General features: G+C 74.9%; 15 protein-coding genes. 5 read left to right on the forward strand and 10 right to left on the reverse strand.

The features are described 5' to 3' along the window. Positions 1-37 precede the first annotated feature (37 nt). Complete coding sequence (locus ACW14Y_RS36090; protein ID WP_402722640.1) at positions 38-2,419, reverse strand: glycosyl hydrolase family 18 protein; 2,382 nt, start codon at positions 2,417-2,419, stop codon at positions 38-40. Between the two features lie 325 nt (positions 2,420-2,744). Between ACW14Y_RS36090 and ACW14Y_RS36095 the strand changes: the two genes are divergently transcribed. From ACW14Y_RS36095 to ACW14Y_RS36105, 3 genes are all read left to right on the forward strand, one after another. After that, positions 2,745-3,419 (forward strand): class I SAM-dependent methyltransferase, encoded by a 675-nt coding sequence (locus ACW14Y_RS36095; protein WP_380305185.1) that lies wholly within the window; start codon positions 2,745-2,747, stop codon positions 3,417-3,419. A 166-nt stretch (positions 3,420-3,585) separates the two neighbouring features. Next, positions 3,586-4,170, forward strand: a complete 585-nt coding sequence (locus ACW14Y_RS36100) for a TerD family protein (protein ID WP_375911163.1) — start codon at positions 3,586-3,588, stop codon at positions 4,168-4,170. Positions 4,171-4,348: 178 nt separating this feature from the next. Beyond that, positions 4,349-5,452 carry a DUF5954 family protein gene (locus ACW14Y_RS36105; protein ID WP_456984854.1) on the forward strand — a complete coding sequence of 368 codons (1,104 nt, stop codon included), beginning with the start codon at positions 4,349-4,351 and terminating at the stop codon, positions 5,450-5,452. Positions 5,453-5,501: 49 nt separating this feature from the next. Here the strand turns inward: ACW14Y_RS36105 and ACW14Y_RS36110 are convergent, their stop codons facing one another. The 3 genes from ACW14Y_RS36110 to fxsT all read right to left on the reverse strand — a co-directional run bounded on the left by ACW14Y_RS36110 (position 5,502) and on the right by fxsT (position 10,917). Continuing rightward, positions 5,502-6,863 (reverse strand): cytochrome P450, encoded by a 1,362-nt coding sequence (locus ACW14Y_RS36110; protein ID WP_456984855.1) that lies wholly within the window; start codon positions 6,861-6,863, stop codon positions 5,502-5,504. A gap of 52 nt (positions 6,864-6,915) precedes the next feature. Then, positions 6,916-7,857, reverse strand: a complete 942-nt coding sequence (locus tag ACW14Y_RS36115) for an ATP-grasp domain-containing protein (RefSeq protein WP_380305191.1) — start codon at positions 7,855-7,857, stop codon at positions 6,916-6,918. A 180-nt stretch (positions 7,858-8,037) separates the two neighbouring features. Further along, a complete protein-coding gene (gene fxsT / locus ACW14Y_RS36120) occupies positions 8,038-10,917 on the reverse strand; it encodes an FxSxx-COOH system tetratricopeptide repeat protein (protein WP_456984856.1) in 2,880 nt (959 codons plus the stop codon). Between the two features lie 524 nt (positions 10,918-11,441). Here fxsT and ACW14Y_RS36125 point away from each other — a divergent pair. Beyond that, positions 11,442-11,609, forward strand: a complete 168-nt coding sequence (locus ACW14Y_RS36125; RefSeq protein ID WP_456984857.1) for a hypothetical protein — start codon at positions 11,442-11,444, stop codon at positions 11,607-11,609. A 92-nt stretch (positions 11,610-11,701) separates the two neighbouring features. Further along, positions 11,702-12,181, forward strand: coding sequence for an SRPBCC family protein (locus ACW14Y_RS36130; protein WP_380390921.1), 480 nt, complete (start codon positions 11,702-11,704; stop codon positions 12,179-12,181). 36 nt (positions 12,182-12,217) lie between these two features. Here ACW14Y_RS36130 and ACW14Y_RS36135 read toward each other — a convergent pair whose 3' ends face one another. The 6 genes from ACW14Y_RS36135 to pqqA form a co-directional block, all read right to left on the reverse strand. After that, positions 12,218-12,868 carry an SIMPL domain-containing protein gene (locus ACW14Y_RS36135; protein WP_380390923.1) on the reverse strand — a complete coding sequence of 217 codons (651 nt, stop codon included), beginning with the start codon at positions 12,866-12,868 and terminating at the stop codon, positions 12,218-12,220. 134 nt (positions 12,869-13,002) lie between these two features. Continuing rightward, complete coding sequence (locus ACW14Y_RS36140; RefSeq protein WP_456984858.1) at positions 13,003-14,607, reverse strand: lytic transglycosylase domain-containing protein; 1,605 nt, start codon at positions 14,605-14,607, stop codon at positions 13,003-13,005. A 232-nt stretch (positions 14,608-14,839) separates the two neighbouring features. Further along, the gene (gene pqqB, locus ACW14Y_RS36145; RefSeq protein WP_380305228.1) at positions 14,840-15,772 is read right to left on the reverse strand and encodes a pyrroloquinoline quinone biosynthesis protein PqqB; all 933 of its coding nucleotides are present in this window, start codon (positions 15,770-15,772) and stop codon (positions 14,840-14,842) included. Between the two features lie 36 nt (positions 15,773-15,808). Next, positions 15,809-17,317 (reverse strand): pyrroloquinoline quinone biosynthesis protein PqqE, encoded by a 1,509-nt coding sequence (gene pqqE, locus ACW14Y_RS36150; RefSeq protein ID WP_456984859.1) that lies wholly within the window; start codon positions 17,315-17,317, stop codon positions 15,809-15,811. Next, positions 17,314-18,090 carry a pyrroloquinoline-quinone synthase PqqC gene (pqqC, locus tag ACW14Y_RS36155; RefSeq protein WP_380305205.1) on the reverse strand — a complete coding sequence of 259 codons (777 nt, stop codon included), beginning with the start codon at positions 18,088-18,090 and terminating at the stop codon, positions 17,314-17,316. Before pqqC ends, pqqE begins: the two co-directional genes overlap by 4 nt. Beyond that, positions 18,087-18,245, reverse strand: a complete 159-nt coding sequence (pqqA, locus tag ACW14Y_RS36160; protein ID WP_380305207.1) for a pyrroloquinoline quinone precursor peptide PqqA — start codon at positions 18,243-18,245, stop codon at positions 18,087-18,089. The genes pqqC and pqqA overlap by 4 nt, the downstream gene beginning before the upstream one ends. Positions 18,246-18,458 lie beyond the last annotated feature (213 nt).

An 18,458-nucleotide genomic window follows, 5' to 3' on the forward strand; every position in this document is an offset into this window, starting at 1 on the left:
GGATCGTCCCGGCCGGGCCCCGCTGTCCGACTGAGCGTCAGTTCAGGCTGCTGTTCATCGCGTTGAGCATCGTCCCGGCGGCGTCGTCGTTCTCCAGCGAGAAGGCGAACATCCCGGCCAGCCCCTTGCTCCTGGCGTAGGCGCCGCGGGCCTGGACGGCCTGCGGGGTGTCACCGGTCCAGAAGTTGGTGCCGTCGTACACCCAGGAGGACTCCGTCACCGGGTCCCAGTGGGTGTTGGCGGCGGTGGGGTTGAGCTCCTTCCAGGCGGCCAGACCGGCCTCCGCGCTCAGCGGCTTGGCCGGGGTCGGACCGGTCGCGCTCTGGTACAGGCCGAAGTTGGAGCCGGCCGGCACGCCGGTCCAGCCGCGCCAGTAGAACGGCACACCCAGCACCAGCTTGGCCGCCGGGAACCCGCCCGCGATGCCGTACTCCGGCAGGCCGGTGGTGTACGCGGTGAGCGTGGTGTCGATGTTGTACTTCCGGTTGCCCGGGGTGATCGGCGTGGTCGGGTCGGCCGGGCTGTCGTGCAGCGGGTCCTGGTGGTTGGTCGGGCCCTTGGCGTCCCACGAGCCGTGCATGTCGTAGGTCATGATGTCGGCGTAGTCGAGGTACGCGCCGATCTTGTCGGTCTCCAGCTGGGCGATCTTGTCCTGGCCGCTGGGCAGCGCCGCCGTCAGCAGGAACCGCTTGCCCTGGGCGTTGCCGAGGGTGTCCAGCTGGGTGCGGAACTCCTTCAGCAGCAGGGTGAAGTTCTGCTTGTCGGCGGGCGAGGTGTGGTTGCCGGTGTGGCCGCCGGCCGAACCCGGGTACTCCCAGTCGAGGTCGACGCCGTCGAAGAGCCCGGCCGCCGAGGCCGCGCCGCCGGCCGGGTCACCGGCGACGTTGGCCGGCAGGTTCCCCTTGAGGAACATGTCCAGGCAGGAGGAGACGAACTTCTTCCGGGAGGCGTCGGAGGCCGCCGCGTCCGAGAAGTACTTGGAGTAGGTCCAGCCGCCGATGGAGATGGTGAACCTCAGGTTCGGGTACTTGGCCTTGAGCTGGCGCAGCTGGTTGAAGTTGCCCTTGAGCGGCTGCTCCCAGGTGTCGGCGCTGCCGTCCACGCTGGCCGCGCCGTTGTAGTCGGCCTGGTAGTCGGCGTACGCGTCACCGGCGCCGTCACCGGCGTTGGGGTTGTTCTCGTTCGCCGAGTCCGAGGCCTTGACCGCCTGGAAGCAGGTGAGGTTGGTCGGGTGGATGTTGGCGAACGCGTAGTTGATGACGTCCAGCTTGCCGGCGGCGCCGCTGGTGTCGACGTTCTTCGCGTGGTACGCGTTCTCGTAGACGCCCCACTGGTCGAAGTAGGCCGAGCGGAACGGGCTGCTGGCGGGCGCCGCGGCGGTGGTGGTGCTGACCCGGGCCGACTGGGCGGAGGCGTGGCTGCCGGAGTAGCCCTGGACGGTGAAGGCGTAGCCGCGGGCGGGCAGCAGCGAGCTGATCGCCACCGAGGTGCCCATCGAGGTGGCCACCAACTGGTCGCCCGCGTAGACCTTGTAGGCGACCGGGGCGTCACCGGCGGTCGCGGTGGACGGCTGCCACTGGAGCACCACGGCGTTGTGGGTGACCTTGGTGACGGTGACGCCGGCCGGCGTGGTGACCTTGCCGTCCCCGGCGGGGCCGGTGGCCGTCGAGGTGGCGGTGGGCGTCGCGGTCCCGGTCGCGGTGGGGCTGCCGGTGGCGGTCGGACTGTTCGTCGCCGTCGGGCTGCTGGTCGCGGTGGGGCTGGTGGTGGGGCTGCCGGTCGCGGTCGGGCTGGTCGTCGGGCTGCCGGTCGCCGTCGGGCTGCTGGTGGCGGTCGGGCTGTTCGTCGCCGTCGGGCTGGCGGTGCCGGTCGGTCCGGCCGGGCCGGTCAGGCTCAGGTCGTCGGCCTGGTAGGCGCCGGTGCCGTACCAGCCGTGGGTGAAGACCGTCACCGAGGTGGTGCCCGCGCCCGTGGTGAAGGTGCTGCTCAGCTGCGTCCAGCCGCCCGTACCGGGCGTCCAGCTCTGGGAGTTGACGCCGGTCCCGGTCGCGCCGAGGTAGACGTAGTTGCCCCGGACCCAGCCGGCCAGGGTGTAGGTGGTGTTCGGCAGGACGGCGACCGTCTGCCGGCACTCGGCGGTGTCGGAGGCCGAGACGGCGCCGTTGAGCGCGTAACCGCCGCCGTGGACCGGGGTGGTGACCACGGATCCGTTGGCGCAGGTCCAGCCGGCCAGGGTGCCGGTCTCCAGGTCCGCGTTGGTGAGCAGGTTGACGGCGGCGGCCGAGGCGGTGTCGAGCGTGAGCGCGAGGGCGGCGCCACCGGTGCTGAGGGTGGCGGCCAGGGCGAGTGCGAGCGCTCGTCGGCGCGGCGCGGCGGCCCGGCGCTCGGCAGGGCGCGCGGACATGACACGGTCGTGCATGCGGTGGTCCTCCGGAGGAGTGGGGTTTCCGGCGGTGCGACGGCCCGGATGGGCCAGGGGAGCCGGGCCGGGCGCTGTGGGGGCGCGCGGCCGGGTGAAGACGGTGCGGCAGAAGGCGGGGTCGTACGGGTGCACGGCGTGCGAGAGCCTCGACGCGGACCGGCCGGGGCCGGTGCATCACGACATCACAGATTGGACTGGACCAATATTCGCCGTCAAGGGTGCCCGGCGGGTGAATCGCGGACCGGTCGGCCGCCCGGTGGGTCGGTCGGGGGACCGGTACGGTGGCCTCCCGAGAAGTCCCCGCGTCGAACGGAGAACGGCCATGGACAGCCGCGCCTGGGACGAGCGCTATGCCGCCAGCGAGCTGGTCTGGGGCACCGGGCCCAACGCCTGGGTGGTCCGTGAGCTGGCCGGACTCGCACCCGGACGGGCCCTGGACCTGGCCGCCGGGGAGGGCCGCAACAGCATCTGGCTCGCCGGTCTCGGCTGGGAGGTCACCGGGCTCGACTTCTCCACCGTCGCCCTGGGCCGCGCGGAACGGCTCACCGCCTCGCTGCCCGACGAGGTCGCCGACCGGCTGACCTGGCGGCACGGCGACGCCCGGGGCTTCGAGGCCCCGCCGGAGGGCTACGACCTGGTCGTGGTCGCCTACCTCCAGATCCCGGCCGAGGACCGCCGGGCGGCGCTGCGGTGCGCCGCGGCGGCGCTCGCGCCCGGCGGCACCCTGCTGGTGGTCGGGCACGACTCCAGCAACCTGACCGAGGGGGTCGGCGGCCCGCAGGACCCGGCCGTGCTCTACACCCCCGAGGACGTGCTCGCCGACCTGGCCGGCGCCGGTCTGCGGACGGTCCGGGCCGAGCGGGTCCTCCGTCCGGTCGCCGCCGAGACCGGCCACCGGGACCGGGACCGGGATCAGGGGCAGGACCAGGACCAGGGCCAGGAGCGCGGCGGCGCGGTGGCGGTGGACGCCCTGGTCCGGCTGGAGCGGCCGGCCTGACCCCGCCGTCCCGGATCCCCCCGACCGGGCGCGGTGCGGTGTCGCCCGCATCCGCGGCGGTCGCACGGGGTATGCAGGTGTCCCGGGACGAAGGCGTCCCGCAGCGCCAAAAAGATCTACAGTGCTGTAGATTCAAGGTGCGAGTGCGATCAACGAGGAGGGCGCGATGAGCGTTTCGCTGGCGAAGGGGCAGAAGCTCAGCCTGGAGAAGCCGGGCGGAGGCCGCCTGGGCGTGGTACGGATGGGCCTCGGCTGGCGGGCGGCGCAGCGCAAGGGCTTCCTCGCCAAGCTGTTCGCCTCCCAGGAGATCGACCTGGATGCCTCGGCGGTGCTGTTCTCCGGGGGCAAGCCGGTCGACGTGGTCTTCTTCCAGCACCTCACCAGCAACGACGGCTCGGTGCGGCACAGCGGCGACAACCTGACTGGCGGCGCCGGGGACGCGACCGACGACGAGACCATCACCGTCGACCTCAACGCCGTACCGGCCGAGGTGGACCAGATCCTCTTCACCGTGAACTCCTTCACCGGCCAGACCTTCCAGGAGGTCGAGAACGCCTTCTGCCGGCTGGTCGACACCCAGACCGGCACCGAACTGGCCCGGTACACGCTCACCGGCGGCGGCGCCTACACCGCGCAGATCATGGCCAAGATGCAGCGCACCCAGGCCGGTTGGCAGATGACCGCGATCGGGCAGCCGGCCGGCGGCCGCACCTTCCAGGACCTCATGCCCGAGCTGGTCAAGTACCTCTGAACCAGCTCTGAACCACCGCTGAACCACCGCTGAACCAGCTCGGCCGCGCGGCCCGCCCGGGTGTCCCGGACGGGTCGGTCGGCTGTCCGCGCGCCCGGCGGACGGCGGGCGGGCCCGGTCGGGTGGAGTTCCGCGATAACCCTGCGAGGCTCTCGGCGGGTCCGCTAACACTGGCCGCATGGACGACGACGCCGCGCAGCTGCCGGAGCACCTGACGATCCGGGTCACCCACACGGACGACCCGGTTGCCGCGGTGGCCGGTCTGGAGGCCTGGGCATCCCGCGAGAAGTACCCGAACCTGATGATGATGCCGCCGGTCTTCGGCAGCCTGGAGCGCACCGGCTCGGGCAGCTGGCGGATCGTCGAGTTCCACGCCGCCACCCCGCAGGCCGCCCGGGACGACCTGGGGCACGCCTTCCGGGCCTGGGCGCTCGCCGAACCCGGGTCGGTCCAGGCCGCCGACCGGGACCTCGACGAGGCGGAGCGCGCCTCCTACAGCGCGGCCTACGAGCGGCTGGAGTGGGAGCCGCTGGACGAGATCTCCGCCGGCGGGCGCGACTACCGGATCTTCCGCGCCGAGCAGGTGCTGCGCTCGGGCCCGGACGGTATCGAGCCGCCCCGGCCGACCGACCCGGACCCGGCCGCCGTCGGCGAGGGGCACCGGCTGCCGTCCCGGACGAACGGGTTCGTGATCGACCCGGCGGCGGGGGTCACCCTGGTCGACGGGATCCTGCGGCTGGACATGATGTCCCTGGTGCCGACCGGCCGTTCCATCCCGGAGGACGTCCGGGAGCAGGCGCGGCGCTCCTCCCACCTCTACCCGAACGTGCTGGTACTGCCCGCGCACTGCGCGGTCGCGGAGTACCGGGACGGCGGCTGGGGCCCGATGACCGGCGCCTGCGAGACCCCGCAGCACGCCCGCGACACCCTGGCCGCCTACCTCCGCGAGTTCGCCCCCCGGCTGGACCCGCACCTCGGCGCGGAGGAGCTCGCCCGCTACGCGGCGGCCGCCGACCGGCTGGACGCCGAGCGCTCCGACGAACTCCGCGCCGCGGACCGGCACTTCCGGCTGGTCCGGGTCGAACCCGTGGTCCGCCTCGGCCCCGACGGCCCGGAACTGCCGCGCAGTTCGGACTGGGACCCGGAACTCCCGCTGCGCGTCCAGGAGCAGCGCGACCGCGAGGCGGGCATCTTCTACGCGGAGGACGAGGGCGAGGGCGAGGAGAGCCGAGACGGGGACGGCGGGCACGGCGGGCACGGCACCGGAGCGGAGAACGGCTGAGGGACCGCCCCGGAGCGCGCGCACCCGCGTCCGGTCGGCGCCGGGTCCGTCACCTGTCGGTGGGGCGGCCCCAGTTGACGGGGAGGGTGCGGAGGCCGCCGGTGACGCTCGTGCCGTCGACCGCGACCTCCTCCGGCGCGCAGGCGAGGCGGAGGTCCGGCAGGCGGCGGAACAGGGTCTCGTAAGCGATCCGCAGCTCCAGCCGGGCCAGTCCGGCGCCCAGGCAGAAGTACTTGCCGTGGCCGAAGGCCAGGTGGGGATTGGGGGTCCGGCCGAGGTCGAGGGTGCCCGCGTCGGGGAAGACCCGTTCGTCCCGGTTGGCGGACTGGAAGGAGAACACCACGAGGTCGCCGGCGGCGATCCGGCTGCCGTGGTACTCCAGGTCGGTGCGGGCGTAGCGGGGCATCCAGCTGCCGCCCGGCACCGCGAGTCGCATGACCTCCTCGACGGCGGCGGGGGCGAGGCCGGGGTCGGCGACGAGCGCCGCGCGGGCGGTGGGGTGGGCGAGCAGGTACAGCAGGCCGTAGGGCAGTCGGGTGGCGACGGTCTCGTAGCCGGCCAGGAGGATGCCGCTGAGGGTGTGCGGGAGTTCGTCGGGGCGCAGGGCGCCGCTCCGCGCTGCGTCCGGCGCGTCGGCACGGGCGGCGAGCTCGGTGAGGAGGTCGTCGGCGGGGGCGAGGCGGCGCTGGTCGAGAAGCTCGCCGATGGTGCGGTCGAGGCCCCGCCGTTCCGCCGCGTCCGCCGTCCCCCCGGGGTCCGGGACCCGGCGCACCCGGTCCGACCAGGCGGCGAAGGCGTCCCGCCGCTCCGTCGGGATGCCGATGAGGTCACAGATCACGCCGAGCGCGAAGGGCCGGGCGAGGTCCGCGCACAGGTCGGCGGGCGGGCCGGTGTCGAGCAGCGCGCCGAGCAGTGCGTCGAAGGAGGCCTGGAGCCGCGGCCGGAGCCGCTCGACGCGGCGGGCGCCGAAGGCCTCGGTGAGGGTGGTCCGCCAGCGCCGGTGGTCCGCGACCGCCGTGGCGTGATTGGTCTCGGGGCCGAGCAGCGCGGCCTCCCAGAGCCGGGGCGCGCGGGCCGGGTCGGGATGGGACTTGCCGATCCGGGGGTCGCCGCAGAGCGCGCGGACGTCGGCGTGGCCGGTGACGAGCCAGGCCCGGTCGCCGGTGGCCGTGGGGAGCCTGGCCAGGCCGCCGCGCTCGCGGAGCCCGGCGAGCCCGGGCGGCTCGGCCAGGGCGGCGGGGCAGGCGAACGGAAGCACGCCCTCCTCGACCGCGGCCCCGGCCGCCTTCCGGACCGCCTCCCCGGTCGCATCGGCCGCCGGGTCGGCCGTCGGGTCGGCGGCCGTTGTACCTCCGACCGCCCCCCTGCCGGGTGCTCCGGTGCCGGTGGCGGTGTCGTCGCCCGAACTCATCAACTGTCCCCCCTCGCCGGCCGCGGTGGCCGGTGCCAGTCGTGTTCCCGGCTCAGCGTCGTTCGTGGACCGCCCGGTCGTCCTCGGCGTGGCGCCGGGTGCCGCGCTGGGCGGCGGCCGCCGCGGCGGCCGTGGTGATCGCCTGGACCACGGTGGACATCGAGCCCGGGTGCGCGGCCAGGAAGAGGTTGGGCTCGACCAGTTCGAGCTCCATCACCAGGGGGGTGCCGTCGGCGTTGTCGACGAGGTCCACCCGGGCGTACAGCAGGTCCGACGAGCCCGGCACCGTGGCCAGCGCCCGTTCGGCGACCGCGAGGTCGGCGGCGGTCGGCGACCACGGCCGGATCCCCGGGTGGGCGACCTTCCGCTGGTCGAACGCCACGTCGGGGGAGAGCACCGCGTTCTTCCGGATCGCGTGCAGGAACCGTCCCCGGACGAAGACCAGCGCCCGTTCGCCGGTGGTGTCGATGCCGCTCATGTACGGCTGGAGGATGGCGGTGAGGCCCTCGGCGTGCATCCGGGCCACCTGGTCGTGCGCCTCGTCGCGCTGCTCGGGCCGGTAGCGGGCGGCGTAGCGGGCACCGGCGCCGATCACCGGCTTGAGCACGTACTCGTGGTCGTCGGGCAGGTCGGCGGGGTCGCCGGGGGCCAGGTAGCGGGTGCGGACGACCGGGACGCCGGCCGCCGCGAGGGTGCCGAGGTAGCTCTTGTCCGAGCTCCAGCGCACCACCTCCGGGGGGTTGACCAGTCGGGTCGCCCGGCTGCAGCGGTCGACCCAGTCGAGGAATTCGGGCTTCCGCCAGGTGTAGTCCCAGGTGGATCGGATCACCGCGAGATCGAATTCCGACCAGTCGACGCCCGGATCGTCCCATTCCGCAGAGATTGCGTCGGCACCGGCCTCGGAAAGCGCCCGGAGGAGCAGGGGCATGTCATGGTCGGCATTGATTTCCGGACGGGGCCTCGCCATTACCAGTGCGATCTTAGGATCGATCATCGGCCATTTCCTCGGCTCGGGGGCGGCAGTGCGGCAGTAAGCTACCAGCTGGCCGGCCCGGGGAATTCCCACGCGATCGATGCGCGGATTACTGACCGGTGTCGGTCAATCGTAGAATGTCCTGACCGTCGGCGGCCAGCGTTGTCCCAGGAATGGCGGAAGTCCGTACGTCCCGTCCGGTCAGCGGCCCGGATCGGACCGGATGAGCGCCAGGTGTCGGGCCGCGTGGAGCGTCTCCGGGTGGTCCGCGCCGAGCACCCGCCGGGCGGCCTCCAGGGCGTCGGCCTGGAGCCGGTGCGCCTCCTCGCGCTCTCCCCGGGCGAGGAGCGTCTCGGAGAAGTTGTGCGCCGTCCGCAGCGTCTGCGGGTGGTCGTCGCCCAGCACCCGCCGGTACCGCGCCAGCGTGTCCCGCTGGAGGCGGTGGGCCTCGTCCAGCCGCCCCAGGCGGCGCAGGGTGGTGCCGTAGGAGTCCGCCGCCCGGAGCGTGTGCGGGCTGTCCTCGCCGAACGCCCGTCGGCAGCGGGCGAGGGTTTCCTCGTGGAGTTCGCGGGCCTCCTCGTAGCGGCCGAGCGCGCTGAGGTCGGCGGCCAGGTGGTTCGCCGAACGGAGGGTGTCGGGATGATCGTCGCCGAGTACCCGCCGGTACCGGGTCAGGGTCTCCTCGTGGAGTTCGCGGGCCTCCTCGTAGCGGCCGAGCGCACTCAGGTCGGCGGCCAGGTGGTTCGCCGAGTGCAGGGTGTGCGGGTGGTCGTGCCCGAGCAGCCGCCGGTACCGGGTCAGGGTGTCCTCCTGGAGCCGCCGTGACTCCTCGTAACGGCCCCGGAGACGCAGGTTGATCGCGTGCCCGTGCGCCAGCCGCAGGGTCTGCGGGTCGTCCTCGCCCAGGACCCGGCGGCTGCGCGGCATCGACGCCTCGTAGAGCAGGTGCGCCGTCTCGTAGCGGCCCTGCTCGCGGTGGGCGCGCGCCAGGCAGCGGCTCGCCCGGAGGACGTGCCGGTCGTCGGGACCGGAGGCGGCCGTCCAGCGGGTGCGGAGGTCCGTCGCGAGGCGGGCGCTGGCCTCGGAGTCGCCGCGCTCGGTGAGGTACCAGGCGGCGTCGCAGGCGAGGTCGCGCAGCTCCGGCGAGTCGGCGCCGCCCGGGTCGACGGCGAGCAGGTGCGGCACCACCCGGGCCCAGGTGGCCCAGGTGGCGGGGTCCTCCGGGTCGCCGGGCGCGGCCTGGACGAGGACGGTCCGCGCGTGGCGGCGCACGTCGGCGGCGTCCGCGCCCAACTGGTCCCGGATGACGGCCTGGACGAGGCGGTGCAGCCGGACGCCGTCATGGGTGCTGGTCGCCAGGCCCAGCCGGACGGCCGAACCGACGCCCCGGTGCAGGGCGACCGGGTCGGTGTCGGCCAGCGCCAGGGCGGCCAGCGGGCCGCCGGGGGCGTGCGGACCGGGGGCCAGCAGGGCCCGGGTCGCCGTCGACCGTCCGAACGCGAGCAGCCAGTGCACCGGGACGGACTCCGGGGCGAGGAAGGCGCACAGCCGCACCACCGCCAGCCCGAGCGGGTCCAGCCGGGCCAGCCGCGTCGCGCTGAGGTCGATGGCCCCCGCGAGCGGCTTGCGGTAGTCGCCGGTGCTGCCCTCGGTCAGCACCGCCGTCGCGTGGCTGTCCAGCAGGGTCAGGTAGTCGACGACCCGGGTGGCCGTTTCGGCGAGGAAGCCGCCCGCCTGGGCCAGGGCGAGCGGCAGGTCGGCGAGGGCCCGCGCCAGCAGGTCCGCGTCCTCCGGGCTCAGCTCGGGGCGGCGGGTGCGCAGCAGGGCCACCGACTCGTCCCGCTCCATGACGTCGACCGGGACGGTGGTCGCGATCCGTTCCCAGCCGCCGGCCCGTGAGGTGATCAGCACGTGGCCGGGGCCGCCCGGAAGCCACTTGGCCACCCCGGCGCGGTCGTCCGCGTTGTCGAAGACCAGCAGCCAGCGGTTCCGGCCGCGCAGATGGGCCTTGAGCACGGCGACCGCCGTCGCCGTGTCGGTGCCCGGTTCGGCCAGCGCCAGCTCCACCGCCAGGGCCGCCACCTGCTCGCCGATCAGTGCCGGGTCCTCGGCGGCGATCCACCAGACCACGTCGTAGTGGGAGGCGAACCGGCAGGCGTACTCGATCGCGATCTGCGTCTTGCCGACACCACCGACCCCGCGCAGGGCCTGCACTCCGCCGGTGCTCCCGCTGTCGAGGCGGTGGCGCAGGTCGGCCAGGACGGTGTCGCGGCCGGTGAACTCCGGATTGCGGGGCTCGACGTTCCAGACCGCCGGGAGGCTGCCGCTGACCCGGCCGGGCAGCGGTGCGGCGTCCGGGTCGGCCTCGGGCGCCGACCGGGCGGGCGGGACGGGCGCAGGGGCGGGAGCGGGACCGGCGGTGGTCCGCTCGGCGAGCGGGGCCGCGGCTCCCGCACCGGCTCCGGCCGCTGTTCGCACTCCGGCGGCGGCCCCGGCGAACTCGGCTTCGGCCAGCTCGGCGAGCGCGGTGCGGGCGCGGGCCGCGAGCGCGCGCTCGCCCCGTCGGTCGAGTTCGTCGGCCACCGCCGTCCAGGCCTCGACGGCCCGTCCGACGGCCTCCCCGGCCTGCCGGGACGCCTCGGTCCGGGCTGTGGCGGCGGCGTGCAGCTCCGCCACCTCTTCCTCCAGCTCCCGCACCCGCTGCCGGGCGGCCCGGAGCTCCTGGCGGGACACGTCGGGGCGCGGGTCCTCCGCCCCCGGTCTCGGCTCGGCGCGCACGTCGGCCTTGTAGCGGACGGCCAGGCGGTTCCAGGCCCCCTCCCAGGCCGGTTCGGCGGCCGGGTCGACGCCGCACAGTTCGACGAAGACGAGCAGGAACGCCTTGCTCGGGAAGCGGCGGCCGGACAGGACCTCGCCGAGTGTCGTCCTCGGCAGCGAGCGGCCGATCTGGAGGGCCTGCTTCTCCAGATCCCGGTAGGAAGGGCTGTCCGCGCGGATCCGCAGCATTCTCAGACAGCGCGCGAGGTCTTCCTTGCTCGCGGCGGAAGCGGGATCGAGATGATCCGTGGAGTTCCCGTTCATCGAGATCGCACAGCCCCCATGCCTGTCCGACGGTGTCCCGAGGTGTCCGACAGCATACGCGTCCGGCGCCAATCCGGGACGCGCCGTGTCCCAAGTCGTCGAACCGTTGTCCGTGAAAAGGAGGGATCTGCCCGGACCTGGCGCGTGATCGGCTTCGAATCTGGCGGGACGCCCCGGGGGGTGGTGATCTGTAGACACGGTGCGGTGTCGGGAAATACCGCCGGCGCACCGTTCGGTTCCGGGTCCGCCGCGCGGTACGGGGAGTTTTCCGCGAGGTCGATCGACGGACATTTCCGGAATCGAATCGGACGACGACATTCCGAGGTCTCGGAGAACGGCGGTTCGGCCGGCGGGCCGGACCGCACGGGAGGAGGGCTTCGCGTGCACAACCAGACACCCTCGACCGGCCGCGATCCGCGGCGGCCGGCCGAGCGGACCCGCGGCCGCCGGCTCCGCGGTCGGCTCGCGGCCGAACCGCCCGGCTCGCCGGGCTCACCCTGTCCGGAGCGATCGCCGGAATCGCCATGACCCTCGCCGGAGCCACCGCGGTCAACGCCGGGAACTTCGGCCTCGCCGTGACCACCACGCTCATCGCGGCCTTTCCCCCGTCCGGCCGGGCCCCCGGCCGACCGGACGGCAGCCCCGCCGGTACCGAGGACCCGGACCCCGGCCCGGACCCGGACCCCGCCTGATCCGCCCGGCCCGTCCCGATCGGTGAAGCCCTTCCCCGGCGCTGCGCCGCTCCGGTCCCGACCCGGTCGCGTTCTGACGGACAATGATCGTGATGCATCGTCAGTCATCGCCACGGGCAAGGAGAACGGCCATCGCCACCGTCGTGCAGGACATCGTGATCGAAGCCGGCGCCGACGACGTGTGGGACGCGGTCCGGGACGTGGCCGCGGTGCACGAGCGTCTCGTTCCCGGCTATGTCCTCGACGTCCGGATGGACGGCGACACCCGGTACCTGACGGTGCCGGGCGGCGCTGTCGTGCGGGAGCTGATCGTGAGCGTCGACGACGCCCTGCGCCGGCTGGCCTACTCGGCGGTGGAGGGGTTCCGGATCCCGCTGACCCACCACCACGCCTCCTTCCAGGTCGTCCCGGAGGGGGCCGGGCGCTGCCGACTGGTCTGGATCACCGATGTGCTGCCGCACGAGATGATCGACCAGGTCCGGCCGCGCGTCGTCCGGGGTGCCCAGGTGATGAAGGAGACGCTGGAGCGGCGGGCCCGGAGCCGACTGCCCGGCCCCGGCGCCCGGCCGTAGGCGGGGCCGGGCACCGCGACCCGGTGGGGAGTGCCGTCAGCCCCCGATCAGCGAGAAGCCGACGACCACGCCCGCGGTGACACTGATCCTGCCCGGCGTCAGATCGCCGTCGCCGTCGCCACCCGCGCCGCCGCCGCGGTGACTGCGGTAACTGTTCTGCACCTGCTCGGAGTCCACGTCCTTGATGTGGACGACCGGACCGAGCCGGACCTGCGCGGCCTCCGCGTACAGCTCCGCCTTCTCCCGCGCGGCGGCCACCGCGGCCGCGCGGGCCTGCGCGCGCAGCTCCTTCTTCGCGCTCACGTCGAACTCGACTCCGTCGACCTGGTTCGCCCCGGCCTCGACGACATCGACGAGCACGGGCTCCAGCAGGTCGAGCTCACGCAGCTCGATCACGAACGAGGCGGTGCACTCGTAACCGAGGAACCTGCGCTCACTGCCGTAGTCCCACGAGGACTTGAGATCCAGTCGGGAGGTCGAGACCGCGGTGTCGGGGATCCCGTGACCGCGCAGGACGTCCCGGATCCGGTTGACCCCGCCCCGGGTGGCCTCGAACGCCTCGCCCGGCTTCGGCCGCGTCTCCGCGATCGCCACCCGGAGCCGCGCCAGGTCCGGCGCCGCGTCCACGCTGGCCGCGCCGAACACGGACGCGCCCCAGGGGGCGTCTATGGACTGATTGCCATACATACGCTCGTCCGATCAGCTCGATGACCGACGAGGGCCCGGCGGTCGCGCCGGGCCCTCGTGTATCGCTTCCGTGCCACCGTGCCCCGTGCCCCGTCCCCCGGGCCGTTGACCGGGGGACGGGGCACGGCTCAGTACTAGTGGGCCGAAGGGGACGGCGCGGCGGACGGGGAGGTGGTGGCGCTCGGGGTGGCGCTCGCGGACGGGGTGTCCGTCGGCGTGGGGGTGGGGCAGCCCGGTGCGGGCGGGGTGGCCGTCGCGCTCGGGGTGGCCGAGGGGGTGGTCGACGGGGTGCCGGACGGCGTCGCCGTCGGGCTCGCGCCCGCGGTCGGGGTGCCGGTCGGGGTGGGGCAGGCCGTCGGGGTGCCCGTGGGCGTCGCCGTCGGCGTGGCGGTGGGCGTCGTGGACGGGGTGCCGGTCGGCGTCGCCGTGGGCGTGCTCGTCGGGGTGGCGGTCGCGCTGGGGCTCGGGCTGCCCGACGGCGTGGTGGTGGGGGCGGTGCTGGGCGTGCCGCTCGGGGTGCCGCTCGGCTCGGCGGACGGCGAGGCGGACGCGGACGGCGAGGGGGTGCCGGAGGGCGTCGCGCTCGGCGAGGGCTCGCCCGACGGCGTGGTGGTGGGTGCGGTGCTCGGGGTGCCCGGGGTGCCCGGGGCGGTCGGTGCGGTGCTCTGGCTCGGCGTCGGCGACGTGCCGGGGGTCGTGGGCGGCGTCGTGGCCGGGTTCGGCACGACCGGGGCCGGCGGGGCGGTCGGCACGAGCGGCGCCACCGGAACGACCGGGAGCAGCGGCGTCAGCGGGCTCGGGGTGCCCGGGCGGTTCGGGGTGGTGACCGGGCTGCCGGTGCCGAAGTGGGCCATCCAGTTCCGGACCGTGCGCAGGTACTCGGCGGAGTGGTTGTAGCCGAGGATCGCCCGGTCCAGCTGGGCCGGGTCGTTCAGGTCGCGGCCGCCCGCGCACAGGTAGCGGCCGGCCGCCTCGGCGGCGTCGTAGATGTTGTTCGGGTCGGCCTTGCCGTCCCCGTTGGCGTCCACGCCCCAGGAGGCCCAGGTGGAGGGGATGAACTGCATCGGCCCGACGGCGCGGTCCCACTGGGTGTCGCCGTCGAAGCGGCCGCCGTCGGTGTCGCCGATCGCCGCGAACCCGGCGCCGTTCAGCGCCGGGCCGAGGATCGGACGGAACGTCGTCCCGCCGGCGTCGACCGCGCCGCGGCCGGCCTGGCCGGACTCGACCTCGCCGATCGCGGCGAGCAGCTGCCAGGGCAGGTGGCAGCCGGGGGAGCGGAGGATCAGCGCGGCCTCGGCCTTGCGGTAGGCGGCGAACACCGTCTCCGGCAGGGCCGGACCGGAGCGCAGCGGATCGGCGAAGGGCGAGGTGAGCGGCGCGAGCGGCGGCTGGGCGAGCGGCAGGGTGCCGCCGCCGTCGACCGGCGCGGTGCCGAGGGTGCCCGGGAGCGGGGTGGCACCGGTGCCGAACGGCGCGCCGGTGCCGTCGGCGCCGAGGCCCGGGAATATCGCGGCGCTGCCGCCGAGCTGGTCCGGGACGGGCTCCGCCGCGGCGGCGGGGGCGAGCCGGAGGCCGGTCACCTGGGAGCCGGTCAGCGCCGCGAGGGCGGTGAAGACCGCCAGCATCCCGGTGAGCCGCTTGCCGAGCCGCAGCCGGCGGCCGGTCGTCCGACCGGTCCGTCGCTCCGTGCCCGTGGGCCCGCCGTCTCCTCGCGTGGCCGTGCCGTTCCTGGTCACCATGCCCTGCCCCTCCCCGTCACCGTCCGGTCCCCTGGGAACGGACCGGCTGTCACCATCGTGCCTTCCGGTGCATGACAGATCTCATGACCCGAATGATTAGTATCACGACGATCTGACAGGCCCTCGATGGCCTGGGGCGATACCGGGCGCCACCGTTCGGTGAACGGACGGTGGAGCAGTTCGACCGGACACGGTCAGGGACAGCCGGGGTGGCACGGGACGGGGCCGCGTTTCAGAGGTCGAGGAGCATCCCGTCCTCGGCCACGGCCGCGCCGGCCGCCGCCAGTGCCGGGGCCAGGGCGGTGGCTTCCGGCGAGCCCGGGTGGGCCAGCGGGTTGGTGTTGTTGAGGTGGGTGTAGAGGTAGCGCGGGCCGGGGCGGCCGGCCAGGTGGGGGAGCGAGTCGGCGACCGCCAGGTGTCCCATGCCGCGCGAGCCGCGGGCGCCGCCGGTGCGCTCGGCGAGCTCGTCGTCCGTCGCGAAGGTGCCGTCCAGGATCACCACGTCCGCGTCGGCCACCGCCCGGTCGACGGCGGGCGTCCAGGCGGCCAGCCCGGGGGCGTACACGGCGCCGGCGCGGCCGCCGGCCTCGGTGAAGCGGTAGCCGATCACCCAGTCCGTGCGCCCGCCGGACGGTTCCTCGGGCCGTGCGCCCGCCGGCAGGGCGGCCAGGTCGGCGGCGTACCGGGGGCGCTTGCCGCCGAGGGCCAACGGTTCGGCGACCAGCCCTCCGGCCAGTTCGACCGGCTCCCCGGGGACGACGGTGTGCCAGCGTGCCTTGGTGTACGGGGCCAGCAGCGGACCGACCGGGAACGCCTCGTGCAGCGCGGCCCGGACCGGAGCGGTCGCGTGCACCGTCAGCCCGGCGGCCTCGCGCAGGGTCACCAGGCCCAGGGTGTGGTCGAGTTCGCCGCTGGTCAGCAGGACGCCGCGGAGCGGGGTGTCCCGGGTGCCCGGCGGGGGCGCCAGTTCGGGGGCGGCGAGCAGCTGGGACCGCAGGTCGGGGGAGGCGTTGACCAGGTACCAGGCGGCGCCGTCGGCGCTGACCGCGAGGCAGTCCTGGCTGCGGGCGGCGCCGGTGCGGCGGGCGGTGGCGCAGCCCGCGCAGCCGCAGTTCCACTGGGGCAGGCCGCCGCCGGCGGCGGTGCCGAGGATCCGGATCTTCAGTGCGTGCTCCGAGGGACGGGTCCCGGGCCGGGGCGCTCAGGCCGGGCCCGGCACGGACGGGTCGGGCGACAGGGCGGGGACAGCCGGGACGGCCGGGACCGGCAGCACCGACGGCATCGGGGGGACGGGCGCGGTGAACCGGCGCGCCCGCGGCGCCGGGTCGGCCTCCGGCGCGGGTGCGTGCACCAGGTGGTGCTGCGGGGAGAGCCGGCACGCGGGGTCGGTGGCGCCCGCGTCGCCGGTGAACTGGAAGGCCTGGCAGCGGCAGCCGCCGAAGTCCTGCTCGCGCAGGTCGCAGCTGCGGCACGGTTCGGGCATCCAGTCGGTGCCGCGGTAGCGGTTGAACGCGGGCGAGTCGTGCCAGCTCGCGGCCAGACCGTCGGTGACGGCGTTCGGCACCGGCAGCCCGGGCAGCTGGGCGGCGGCCAGGCAGGGCAGCACGGCACCGTCGGGCGCGACCACCAACTGCTCGTTGCCCCAGCCGTTCATGCACGGCTTGGCGGTGCCGCTGTGGTGGTCGGCGACGACATGGGTGATCTCGATCCGGTCGCCGTGCCGCGCGCGGGCGGCGGCGACGTCCAGTTCGGCCTGCCGGACCTGCTCGTCGCTCGGCGCGAGGTGGGCCCGGTTGACCCAGGCCCAGCCGTAGAACTGGGTGTGGGCGAGCTCCACCCGGTCGGCGCCGAGCGCGACCGCCAGGTCGGCGATCTCGCCGAGGCGCTCGACGTTGGCGCGGTGCAGCACGGCGTTGACGGTGAGCGGCAGTCCGGCGCCGGTGAGCAGGGCGGCCGAGGCGAGCTTGCGCTCGTGCCCGGTGGGGCCCTTGAGCCGGGTCAGCCCGGCGATGCTGTCGGCCTGCCGAGGGTCGGCGTCCTGGACGGACAGCTGAACGTGGTCCAGCCCGGCCGCGGCGAGTTCGGCGGCGCGGTCACCGTCCAGCGGCAGACCACTGGTGATCAGGTTGGTGTAGAGGCCGAGCCCCCGGGCGTGCGCGACGATGGTGGCCAGATCGCGGCGGAGCAGCGGCTCGCCGCCGGTGAGGTGGACCTGCAGCACACCGAGCCCGCGCGCCTGGTCGAGCACCCGCAGCCACTGGCCGGTGTCCAGTTCGTCCCGCTGTCGGACGAGTTCGACCGGGTTGGCGCAGTAGTGGCACTGCAGGGGGCAGCGGTGGGTGAGTTCGGCGACCAGACCGAGCGGGGCGGGGGCGCGCTTGCCGGCCGCGGCCCCGGGCAGTCCGGCGGCCGGGTGCGGGTCGGCCGGGCCACCGGTGCCGTCGAGGGCGAGCAGCCGCCGTTCGGCGAGGTCGGCCAGCAGGGCGAGCACCTGGCCGGCGTCCACGCCCTCGTACTCCTCGGCGAGCCGGGCGGTGACCTCGGCGGCGTCGCGCCGTCCGTCGCAGTGCCGCAGCACGGCGGCGGCGGTCCCGTTGAGCAGCAGCACGCCCTCCGGGTAGAGCAGGGCGTCCTGTCGGCGGACCGGGTCGTGGACCAGCCGCACCCCGCGCCGCAGCCCGGGGGCCGCGGCGGCGGGTGCGGCGTTCACCGGCCGGCCCCGGCGGGCACGGGGGTTCCGGCGGTCCCGGCGGCTTCGGTGGCGGCGGCCCCGAGGGTGGCGGCGGTCTCCGGGCCGTAGTCGACCGCGTCGAGCATCGCCCGCAGCACCTCGCACTTGAAGGCGAGCGCCGACACCGCGGCCTGCTGCTGCTCGGCCGTCACGCAGTGGTCCAGCACCACGTCGAGCGTCCGGGCGCTGTCCCGGCGGGCGTCGGGGATCCGGTGCTCGAAGTAGGCGTAGCCGGCCGGGTCGATCCAGTCGTAGTGCTTCTGCCAGGCGATCACCCGCTCGGCCATGTGGTCGGGCGAGAACATCTCGGTCAGCGCGGCCGCGACGCCCTCGGTCCACGGCCGGGTCTGACAGAAGTGCAGGTAGCCGTCGACGGCGAAGCGCACACCGCGCGCCACGTGCCGCTCGTCCAGGACCTCGGCGCGGTCCAGGCCGACGGCCTCGGCGAGCACCAGCCAGTCGGCCAGCCCGCCCTCGCCCTCCTGCGGCCCGTCCTGCTGGCCGAGCCGCCGGGTCCACTCCCGACGGACCTCCGGGAGCGGGCAGTTGGCGATGATCGCGGCGTTCTTCCGGGTCAGGCACAGCTGGTAGTACCAGCGGTTGGCGACCCAGCGCCGCAACTCCGGTGGCGTGCAGCCACCGGAGTGCAGGCGCAGATGGAACGGGTGGGTGTCCCAGTACCGTCCCCGCAGGCCGTACAGCCTGGCCGCGAACTCCTCGCGGGTCGACGCGATGGTGGAAGCCTGGGTCACCGAGTGGTCCGCGCGGCGTACGCGGTGACCTCCGCGCCGGTGCGGTGGCACTGCACCGACGGGGCGGACCAGGCGGGCTTGGCGGCGGACGCCGGAGCGGCCGGCGCGACGGTGGCGGTGGTGACGGGCGGCTGGGGCGTGAGCGTGGACTTCATGGGAGTTGCCCTCCTCGGTGAAGTGGGGTGGGGGTCGGGGTCCGGCGGCCCCTGGAGCAGGACGCTACGAGCCACCGGGTCCGCCCGCCGGTCCGGACCGTGCGATCGTGTGACATTCGCGATCGAACGGGTGACGCGACGGACTCCGTACCCGGGCGGGGCCCGGGACGGAAACCGGTGTCGAGTGTGCCGGTCCGGCAGTGCCGTGTCGAG

Source organism: Kitasatospora sp. cg17-2 (assembly GCF_054031055.1).

Coding starts and splice junctions, on each gene's coding strand:
- ACW14Y_RS36095 (WP_380305185.1), top strand. CDS start 2,745: ATGGACAGCCGCGCCTGGGACGAGCGCTATGCCGCCAGCGAGCTGGTC.
- fxsT (WP_456984856.1), bottom strand. CDS start 10,917: ATGAACGGGAACTCCACGGATCATCTCGATCCCGCTTCCGCCGCGAGC.
- ACW14Y_RS36090 (WP_402722640.1), bottom strand. CDS start 2,419: ATGCACGACCGTGTCATGTCCGCGCGCCCTGCCGAGCGCCGGGCCGCC.
- pqqA (WP_380305207.1), bottom strand. CDS start 18,245: ATGAAGTCCACGCTCACGCCCCAGCCGCCCGTCACCACCGCCACCGTC.
- ACW14Y_RS36135 (WP_380390923.1), bottom strand. CDS start 12,868: ATGTATGGCAATCAGTCCATAGACGCCCCCTGGGGCGCGTCCGTGTTC.
- ACW14Y_RS36115 (WP_380305191.1), bottom strand. CDS start 7,857: ATGATCGATCCTAAGATCGCACTGGTAATGGCGAGGCCCCGTCCGGAA.
- ACW14Y_RS36110 (WP_456984855.1), bottom strand. CDS start 6,863: ATGAGTTCGGGCGACGACACCGCCACCGGCACCGGAGCACCCGGCAGG.
- ACW14Y_RS36130 (WP_380390921.1), top strand. CDS start 11,702: ATGCATCGTCAGTCATCGCCACGGGCAAGGAGAACGGCCATCGCCACC.
- ACW14Y_RS36100 (WP_375911163.1), top strand. CDS start 3,586: ATGAGCGTTTCGCTGGCGAAGGGGCAGAAGCTCAGCCTGGAGAAGCCG.
- ACW14Y_RS36105 (WP_456984854.1), top strand. CDS start 4,349: ATGGACGACGACGCCGCGCAGCTGCCGGAGCACCTGACGATCCGGGTC.
- ACW14Y_RS36125 (WP_456984857.1), top strand. CDS start 11,442: ATGACCCTCGCCGGAGCCACCGCGGTCAACGCCGGGAACTTCGGCCTC.
- ACW14Y_RS36140 (WP_456984858.1), bottom strand. CDS start 14,607: ATGGTGACCAGGAACGGCACGGCCACGCGAGGAGACGGCGGGCCCACG.